Consider the following 9215-nt stretch of genomic DNA (forward strand, 5'->3'; position numbering starts at 1 on the left):
GACGGGCGGCGCCCGCGTCGGCGGGGGATGGGGGTCTCATCCGGATGAGCTGTCCGAAGTGCACTCCGAAAGATGAAAGGTGTCAATGAATCCACATGCTGCTGGATTTCAATGTTTATTAAGTTCGACGATGAATGAGTGGAAAGTCGCTGGTCGATCGGGGTCGGCGGAAGAGGCGCCGGGAAACCCCGTGCGTTCCGTCCGCGCCGCGCGATAGAACGGTGAAGGGCCGGAACGACCCCCGGCGAAATAAGCGACGCGAACCACGACGAAGGCGGTGTCGATGCGCGCGACCCTGCGCAGGGTGGCCCGGGACGTCCGGTGGCTGCGGCAGCTCGACGCGTACGCGATATCGGCGCTCGCGCTGGTCCTCGCCGTGCTGACGGTGATCGGCGACGCCGTCTCCGAGAACGTTCGGTGGGCGGTGGCGCTCGCGGCCCTCGCCGCGCTCGTCTACCGCAGCACCCTGCCCGACCCGGCCCGCGGCGCCGCCGACACGATCCTGGGCGACCGCAACTCCCTGGCCGACCTGGACGTCGCCGGGCGGATGCGGCGCGCCCGCACCGTGTGGCTGTACGCGCCGTCCGCCATCAACTTCCTCACCCCCGAACGCTGCGACGCGCTCCGCACCGGGGTGCTCGCCCGCCGCGACGGCGACCTCCGGATCGTCGTGCTCGACCCGGACCGGGAGGCCGCCGTCGCGATGGCGACCTGGCAGCTCGACGACTCCCGGTTCTTCCCGCTCCAGTACCTCGCGCCGTCGCTGCGCACCGTCCTCGACCGGCTGCGCGCCATGCGCGGCTGGCGGGTCGAGGGCGCCTTCCGGTACCGGCTGCTGGCCTACAACCCCGGGTTCAGCCTGCTGATCATCGACCCGGAGGCCGGGGACGGCCTCGTCATCGCGGAGATGCACGGCTTCGGCGGCGAGTCGACGACGTCCCGCATGCACGTCCGCATCACCCGGGCCGAGTCGGAACGCTGGTTCACCTTCTGGGTCGACCAGTACCGGTCCCTGTGGCAGGCGGCCCGCACCGAGCCGACCCCCGACATTCCCGGCCCGGCCGACGGCAGCGCCGACGGCAACGGCAGCGCCGACGGCAACGGCTCGAGCGGGACGGACGGCTCAGAGGGCTCGGAAGGCGCGGAAGGCGCGGCCGGAGTCGGCGGCTCGGCCCCGTGACGGGTCAGCCGCGGGAGGAGATGCGGCGCTCCAGGTCGTCGGCGGCGTCGCTCTGGTACGGGAGCAGACCGGGGTCGCTGACGCGGCGCGTCTCGCGCAGCAGCTCCAGGGCCTCCTCCGGGCGGCCGCGCAGGAACTCCGCCTCGCCGCCGCGCAGGTACGTCCGGGCGTTGCGCGGGTTGGCCTCGATGGCGGCCCGCAACTCCTCGGCCGCCTCGTCGTCGCGGCCGAGCTGCGCGAGCGCGAGCGCGCGCGCGGACCGCAGGTCCTCCAGGCGGGACGGGTCGGGGCCGAGCGCGATGACCCGCTCCAGGTCGCCGATCGCCTCGCGCGGCTGCCGCAGCTCCGCCAGCAGCTCCCCGCGCGCGGCGAGCGCCGACACGTTCCCCGGGTCGTGCTGGAGGATCCGCTCGTAGGCGCTGCGGGCGTCCGCGAGGCGCCCGAGATGCCACAGCGCGCGGGCGTACCCCTCCAGCGAGTCGAGATCGGACGGCTGCCGCCGCACCGCCTGCTCGTACTCGCCGAACGCGTCCTCCACCCGCCCCCGCGCCAGCAGCACGTCGCCGAGGCCGGTCAGCACCCGGGCGACCGCCGCGCCGTCCCGCAGCGCCTCGTACACGCCGATCGCCGCACCGAAGTGCGCCCGCGCCTCGTCCACGTCCCCGCGCAGCCCGGCGACCTGCCCCAGCAGGTACCGGCCCTCGGCCTCGGTGCGCCGGTCCGCGCTGCGGGCCGCCGCCTCGATCGTCTGCCGCGCCCAGTTCGCGGCGTCGCCCGTCGCCCCGACGACCAGCGCCCGGTGCGCGGCGCGCAGCCGCAGCCGCGCGTCCGGCTCCCGCTCCGCCGCGTCGGCGGGCTCGTCCGCCGTCCGCTCCGCCTGCCGGATCGCCGCGATCAGCCGGTCGTGCTGCAGCTCGTACCAGCGGGCGTTCAGCCGGTGCTCGGCGCGCAGCAGGTGCCGGGACGCCAGCGTCCGCACGACCTCGTTGCGCAGGCCCGCGGTCTCCCCGGCGCCCTCGCACACCATCCCCCGGGTGCCCATGTCGGTGATGAGGTTCCGCTCGATCCACGCCCGCAGCTCGGCCTCCCGCATCCCGTGCTCGGCGGCGACCTCCGCGACCGTCCGGGTGTAGAAGCGGGCGAGGGACCGGTCGGGGTCGCCGTGGGCGCGGACGTCCTCGGCGGTGATCGTCCGGACGGACTCGGGCAGCGCCGCCCACAGCGTCGAGCAGACGATCTGGAGCTGCACGGGCTCGACGAGCTCGTCCAGGACCGCCGGGCCGTCGGGTCCGTCCGGGCCGCCGCCGGGGCGGCGCGCGGCGCGCAGGTCGTTCACGAGGTACTCGGCGGCGCCGGGCGCGAACGTCCGGGACGTCCGCCGCAGCGGCCCCGTGACGGCCTTGAGCGCCGCGTCGGCGGTGAGGGCGCGGACGGCGAGGCGGCGGCGCGGCGGCGGCGACAGCCGGCGCTCGAACGGCAGCAGCGCCGCGACCGCGTCCTCCCGGACGGAGATCAGCAACCGCAGCTCGTGCTGGTCGGCGAGCGCGGCGGACAGGTCGTCGACGAAGTGGTCGCGGTGCCGCCAAAGCTGCGGCGGCGCCATGAACAGCTCCTCGAACTGGTCGATCGCGATGAGGAACGGCAGCGGGTCGTCGAACTGGTCGACGCGTCCCGGGCGGTCGCGGAAGAACTCGCGGATCGTGAGGTCGCGCAGCGCCTCGGGGCTCGCGCTCGGGTTCCAGGACGACAGCAGCGTGAACGTGAAGGGGTTCCCGCCGGCGGCCGGTTCGGCGAACGGCGCGGGGAACACCCGTCCCACGGGCAGCCGGTCGACCTCGTCGCCGAGTTCGCTCAGCACCCCGGCGTTCAGCAGCGACGATTTCCCGACACCGGACGGTCCGAAAAGGATCGTCATCCGGTTCGCGAGCCACAGCGAGCGCAGATCACGGATCTCGCGGTCGCGGCCGAAGAACAGCGGGCCGTCGGACTGGCCGAAGGCGCGCAGCCCCGGATAGGGCCCGTCCCCCGGGGGCGGATGGGCGGCGGCGCCGGGAGAAGTCACGGTGTCCCCCCAGCGCGCCGATTGAGCTCGCGGAAAAAGTCTCTCGCGCTACCCCAATATACGGACACCTTGAGGTCCGCGAAATAGCGGTCGAGATAGTCCTCGGCGTTGCGCCGCTGCGCGTCCGTGGCGCCGTCGGGCAGGGGGAGCATCTGCACGCTGATGTGGGAGCGCCGGTGCGTGGTGGGCAGACCCTTGACGAGTCCCTGCAGCAGCACCTGGAACGTCCAGTCGCGGAGGCTGTACCCGACGAACAGCAGCGGCCGCCGCGCCAGCGCCTCCTGGACGGCCGGGGGGACGAGGCTGACCCGCGCGGAGGTGTCCTCCTCCTTGTTGCGGTCCTCGATGAGGGCCACGAGGAACTGGATGTAGTCGTCCTCGGTCAGGACGAGCGACTCGGGGTGCCCGTCGTGGCCGTGCAGGTGGTAGACGACCGGTTCGTCCGCCGGGGACCCGCCGGGCGGCGGGAGGAAGGCGTCCGGGTCGTACGGCGCCCCGTCGTACCAGGGGCACAGGACGCGGCGCGGTTCGCGCCCGGCGGCGCGCAGCGACCGCACGAGCAGGTCGTCGTAGTTCGTGGTCAGGTACAGGGGGAGCGGGAAGCGGGACAGCGCGACGTGGGGGTCGTCGGGGTCGTTCGGGGCGGTGATCCCGGTGAAGTGCCGCTGCAGGAACTCCCCCTTGACGTAGGTGAGGTCGTCCTCGAGGACGGCGACGTACCGCATGACGCGCGCGAGGTCGAAACGGTCCTCGAAGGGGTAGTCGTACTCGTCCGCCCACCGTCCGGCGAGCGCGCCGGCCATCTCCAGGGTGCCGTGGCAGGCGCCGGCGCCGAGGAACGGGGCGACCTGGCCGGCCCGGAGCTGCCGGATGAGCCGGTCCCAGTCTCTGTCTTCCAAACGTGTCTCCGCTGGTCGGCCGTGGGGGCGGGACGGGCCCGGCGGGGGCGCGTCCGGTCGGGGGGCGTCCGGTCGGGGGGCGTCCGGCTCGATCGTTCTCGGCATCGTGACAGGGCCTTCCGGGGCGTCCTAGTCGATGACCGCGTTGAACCCGGCGGACGCGTCGTCCGGTGACGCGGACTCCGCGGCGATCCGGCACAGGCAGTCGTGCAGCACCGAGCCGGGCCGCGCGTCGAGCCGGTCGAGGGGGAGCCGGCTGAGGTCGGGCAGGCCGCGGAGCACGCCCCCGGCGTCGTCGTCGTCCATCGTCGTCACTTCCTCGTTCGCTCCCGCTCCGGCCGGCACGTCCCGCCGTCGTCGGGAGGGGGCGGGTCGGCCGGGCCGGCCGGTTCCGGGGCGGGCACGGGCGCGGCGAGGGGCGGGCCCGCGGACGGGACGGCGTCCCGGCTCCGGCGGGCGCGGGCGCGCAGCGCCGCCAGGACGTCCTCCGCCCCCGGCTCGTCCCGTTCCCGCTGGCTGCAGTACAGCGTGTGGTCGCCGACGACCAGGTACGCCAGCGACATGGCGAGGACGATGGGCAGCGCGAGCTCGGGCGTGCGGGTGCTCTCCAGCACCAGGACCGCGCAGCCGACCGGTGCGTGCACGATCGCGCCGAGGCAGACCGCCATGCCGACGATGACGAACGGGGCGGGCCCGCCGGTGGACACGCCGAGGGACTCGGCGACGCGCCACACCGCGGCGCCCGTCGCGGCGCCGATCACCAGGCCGGGGCCGAACACCCCGCCGGAGCCGCCGGTGCCGATGGACAGCGAGGTCGCGGCGATCTTCAGCAGGGGCAGCAGCAGCACCAGCCAGAGCGACATGCCCAGCAGCGCGCCGCCGTCCAGTTCCCGCTGGATGACGCCGTAGCCGGGGCCGAGCACGGCGGGCACGGCCAGCCCGAGGAGGCCGACGGCGAGGCCGCCGGCCGCGGGCGGCAGCCAGCCCGGCACGGCCCGGCGCCGCGCGCCGTCCGGGGGCCGGGTGAACCGCTCGGTCAGCGCGCCGACGCCGTGCAGCGCGTACGCGTAGCACCGGCCGAGGACGCCGCAGAGGACGCCGAGCACCGCGAAGGCGGCGACGTCGCGGGACGCGAACCCGGCGGCGGGCGACACGTCGCCGAACATCGGCCCGTACCCGAGGAAGATCCCGAAGACGCCGAACGCGACGAACGACGCGGGCAGCGCCGGGGGCAGCGCCCGCCACCCGAACCCGCGCAGGAACAGCAGTTCGGCGGCCAGCAGGGCCCCGGCGAGCGGCGCCTGGAAGATCGCGCCGACGCCCGCGCCGAGGCCCGTCATGACCAGCGTGCGGGCCTGCGTCCCGGTCAGCCCGGCGCGGCGCGACAGGATCGAGCCGAGCGCGCCGCCGATCTGCGCGATCGGGCCCTCCGTCCCGCCGGAGCCGCCGGAGCCGAGGGTGAGCCCCGCGGTGATCGTCTTGATCGCGGGGACCCGGCCGCGCATCCCGTTCGGGTCGGTGTGCGCGGCGTCGATGGCCGCGTCGGTGCCGTGCCCGGCGGTCTCGGGCGCGGTGCGGGCGACGATGAGGCTGGCGAGCAGCGCGCCGCCGCAGGTGACCAGCGGCAGCGCCCACGGGCGCTCGAACCCGCTCCAGCCGTGGACGCCGCCCTCGGCGACGGTGGTGGCGGGCTCGAAGCCGGCGAGGCCGCCGAGCAGCCCGTGCGTCAGCAGCCGGAGCAGCCCGACGAAGATCGCGGCGGCCAGCCCGGCGGCGCAGCCGGTGACCGTCGCGAGGACGAGCCAGCGCAGCGCCGCGCGGGCGAGCCGGGCGGGCGTCCGGGCGGGCGGGGGCGCCGCGGGAGCCCCCGGTTCGGGCTTGGCGGGTTCGGTCAACGTTCCTCCGCACGGACGGACGACGGAGCGCTGACGTTCGCGCCGTCGTTCACCGGCCCGGGACGGGAACAGCGGAGACCCGCGGGCGAGCGCCCGGCCGTACGGTCCGCTGACCGGACCGCCCCCGCGGCGGGGCCGGCTCCGTTTCCGTCGATGTCGAGTTGTGTCGCTCGCTGTGTCGTTCTCGACGTGGTCGAAGCCAAAATAACCGTCCCGTCCGGGCCGGTGCCATATCTCTGGCGGACACCGGCCACTGGCTTGCGGAGCCGTGATTTCGTGGCGAGAATGGCAGGATAGCGGCAGGGAGCCCGGCAATTACGGACATGCCAATAATGCCCGTTATGTGCTCTACTGTTCGCCGAACATGGGTCGATCATAGTCGCGCACGAAGATCAATGGCGCGGAGTGCGCGATGGAACGTTCCCTCGTCCGATTCGTGCTCTCGATACCGCCCACCGGACACGGCCTCGGCGTCATCGGGCACAGAAAATTCACGCGCCGACAGATAGGCTGGACGGAAAAGCAATGCTCACCGCCCTTTCGTTTCCGTCTCCCCGGAGGCCACATGTCTGCGACAGGCGGGCAGCCTGAGATCTGGGGATCCGTCCCCATGCGCAACCCCCACTTCACGGGGCGCGAGAGCACGCTGGACCGGCTGCACGAGGAACTGTCCGGTTCCGCGGCCGGGACGTTCGTCCTGCAGGCCCTCCAGGGGCTGGGCGGCATCGGCAAGACGCAGCTCGCCGCCGAGTACGCCCACCGGTTCGCCTCCGACTACGACGTCGTGTGGTGGGTGCCCGCCGAAAGCGACCTCGTCGCCCGCGCGTCGCTGGCCGCGCTCGCCGAGGAACTCGGCGTCGGCGGCGCCGACAGCGCCGTCGCGGTCCGCAACGTGCTCGACAGCCTGCGCCTCGGCCGCCCGTACCCGCGGTGGCTGCTGATCTACGACAACGCCGTCGGCCCCGACGAGATCGCCGACTTCCTGCCCTCGGGCGGCGGGCACGTCCTCATCACCTCGCGCAGCACCCAGTGGCGGCACGGCGCCCGCAACCTCGAGATCGACGTCTTCGACCGCGCCGAGAGCACCGCCTTCCTCGTCCAGCGGGTGCCCGGCCTCGACGAGGACGACGCCGACCGGATCGCCGAGGCGCTCGGCGACCTCCCCCTCGCCCTCGAGCAGGCCGCCGCGTTCCAGGCGGAGACCGGCATCGGCGCCGAGACCCTGCTGCGCGAACTCCGCGAGCGGGCGCGGGACCTGTTCGACGTCTTCAACGAGAACCCGCCGGTCGGCTACCCGCTGACGCTCGCGACCGTCTGGGCGACGTCCGTCGTCCGGCTGCGCCGGCAGAGCCCGGACGCCATGGCGCTGCTCGACCGCCTGGCCCTGTTCGGCCCCGAGCCGATCCCGCTGGAGACGTTCGCCGAGGCGCGGCACGTCCTCGGCGGCGACTTCGGCGCGATCCTCACCGACACGCTCCGCCTGCAGCGCGCGCTGCGCCACCTCGGCCGGTACTCGCTCGCCCGCGTCGACACCGTCCGCAACACCATCCAGGTGCACCGCCTCATCCAGGCCGTCACCCGCGCGGAACTCTCCGACGAGGCGCGCGAGCGGGCCCGGCTGGACGTGCACGTCCTGCTCGGCGCCCGCGCGCCGATCGACGTCGACGACTCCGACAACTGGCCCGTCTACGAGGGCCTGCTCGGGCACGTCCTCGAGTCCCGGGTCGTCGTGTCCGCGCAGCCGGAGGTCCGCCGGTTCTGCGTGCGCTTCGCCCGCTACCTGTACGTCCGCGGCGACTACGAGGGCTCCCGCGGGTTCGCCGAGGCCGCCATCGAGCACTGGACCCGCGGGCCCGGCGCCGAGCGGGACGAGCACGTCCTGTCCATGCGCATGGTCCTCGGCGTGAACCTGCGGCTGCTCGGCGAGCTGCGGGCCGCGCACGAACTCGACGAGGCGACGCTCGCGCGGATGACGGAGGTGTTCGGGCCCGAGCACGAGGAGACCCTCCGGCTGCTGAACAGCTACGCGGGCGACCTGCGCGCCCTGGGCCGCTTCCGGGAGGCGACCGAGCACGACGAGCTGTCGCTGGAACTGCACCGCCGCGTGTTCGGCGGCGACGACCCGTGGACGCTGATGGCGGAGAACAACCTCGCCATCGACCACCGGCTGTCCGGCCGCTACGACCGCGCCCTCGAACTCGACCAGGACACGCTGGAACGCAGGCTCCGCGTGTACGGCGGCCCGACGAACCACTGGGTGCTGTTCACCCGCAACCAGATCAACCGCGACCTCCGCGAACTCGGCGAGTACGAGCGGTCGGTGCAGCGGCAGCGGGAGGTCGTCGCCGACTACGAGCAGGCCCTCGGCGCCGAGCATCCCAACCTGCTGCGCGCCCGCAAGAACCTGTCGGTGTCGCTGCGCAAGGCCGGCCGCTTCGCCGAGGCCCGCGAGCTGGCCGAGCAGGTGAGCGAGCACTACGAGCGCCGGTTCAGCCCCACCCACCTCGACACGCTCGCCGCCCGCTGCAACCTCGTCAACGACCTCCGCGTGACGGGCGAGCTCGAGGAGGCCCGCACGCTCGCCGAGGAGACGCGCAAGCGCTTCACCGAGACGCTCGGCGCCGACCACCCGTTCACGCACGGCTGCGCGGTCAACCTCGCGGTCGTCCTGCGGCGGCTGGGCCGGCACGCCGAGGCCGCCGAGCTGAACGAGCGGGCGTGGCGGACGCTGTCGGGCACCATCGGCGCCGAGAACGACTACACGCTGATCGCGCTGGCGAACCTCGCGAGCGACCGGGCCGCCGCGGGCGACTTCGCGGACGCCGCCGACCGGGGCGGCAAGGCCCTGGCCGGGTTCCTCGCCGTCTTCGGCCCCGACCATCCGCTGACGCTCCAGTGCGCCGTCAACCTCGCCGCCGACGTCGCCGCCGCTGGCCGGTCCGGGGACGGCGCGGCGGTGCTGGAGGGCGACCCGGTGCGGCGCCTCGCCGAACGCCTCGGCGCCGACCACCCGGTCGCGCAGGCCGCCGCCCGCGGCGACCGCCTCGACTTCGACTTCGAACCCCCGCCCGTCTGACCGCCCGCCCCCCGCCCGCCCCCCGAGGACGCCGACGAACGCGCTGCACCGCCGCGGAGACCGGCCCGCGGCCCCCCGACCGCGCCCAGGGGCCGGCCCCGCA

The 9215-nt window shown here is 74.4% G+C and carries 6 protein-coding genes; 2 read left to right on the forward strand and 4 right to left on the reverse strand.

All coding sequences use genetic code 11. The annotated features are described in order from the left end of the window. The first annotated feature begins 283 nt into the window (after positions 1-283). On the forward strand, positions 284-1180 hold the full coding sequence (locus ACFQ11_RS29940) for a hypothetical protein (RefSeq protein ID WP_378304712.1): 897 nt from the start codon (positions 284-286) through the stop codon (positions 1178-1180). 4 nt (positions 1181-1184) lie between these two features. Here ACFQ11_RS29940 and ACFQ11_RS29945 read toward each other — a convergent pair whose 3' ends face one another. The 4 genes from ACFQ11_RS29945 to ACFQ11_RS29960 form a co-directional block, all read right to left on the reverse strand. Next, a complete protein-coding gene (locus tag ACFQ11_RS29945; RefSeq protein ID WP_378304714.1) occupies positions 1185-3242 on the reverse strand; it encodes an nSTAND1 domain-containing NTPase in 2058 nt (685 codons plus the stop codon). Next, positions 3239-4141, reverse strand: coding sequence for an SIR2 family NAD-dependent protein deacylase (locus tag ACFQ11_RS29950; RefSeq protein ID WP_378304716.1), 903 nt, complete (start codon positions 4139-4141; stop codon positions 3239-3241). Before ACFQ11_RS29950 ends, ACFQ11_RS29945 begins: the two co-directional genes overlap by 4 nt. Positions 4142-4270: 129 nt before the next feature. Further along, positions 4271-4447, reverse strand: a complete 177-nt coding sequence (locus ACFQ11_RS29955; protein ID WP_378304718.1) for a hypothetical protein — start codon at positions 4445-4447, stop codon at positions 4271-4273. 5 nt (positions 4448-4452) lie between these two features. Next, positions 4453-6036 (reverse strand): chloride channel protein, encoded by a 1584-nt coding sequence (locus ACFQ11_RS29960; protein ID WP_378304720.1) that lies wholly within the window; start codon positions 6034-6036, stop codon positions 4453-4455. A gap of 610 nt (positions 6037-6646) precedes the next feature. Between ACFQ11_RS29960 and fxsT the strand changes: the two genes are divergently transcribed. Further along, positions 6647-9112: an FxSxx-COOH system tetratricopeptide repeat protein gene (fxsT, locus tag ACFQ11_RS29965; RefSeq protein ID WP_378304723.1), complete on the forward strand. Its 2466-nt coding sequence runs from the start codon at positions 6647-6649 to the stop codon at positions 9110-9112. The last annotated feature ends 103 nt before the right edge of the window (positions 9113-9215 follow it).

Origin of the sequence: Actinomadura sediminis (assembly GCF_042675525.1) — a bacterium.
Classification (GTDB): Bacteria; Actinomycetota; Actinomycetes; order Streptosporangiales; family Streptosporangiaceae; genus Spirillospora; species Spirillospora sediminis.

Excerpts from the sequence above, each read along its gene's own strand:
- ACFQ11_RS29940 (WP_378304712.1), top strand. The coding sequence starts at position 284 with ATGCGCGCGACCCTGCGCAGGGTGGCCCGGGACGTCCGGTGGCTGCGG.
- ACFQ11_RS29955 (WP_378304718.1), bottom strand. The coding sequence starts at position 4,447 with ATGGACGACGACGACGCCGGGGGCGTGCTCCGCGGCCTGCCCGACCTC.
- fxsT (WP_378304723.1), top strand. The coding sequence starts at position 6,647 with ATGCGCAACCCCCACTTCACGGGGCGCGAGAGCACGCTGGACCGGCTG.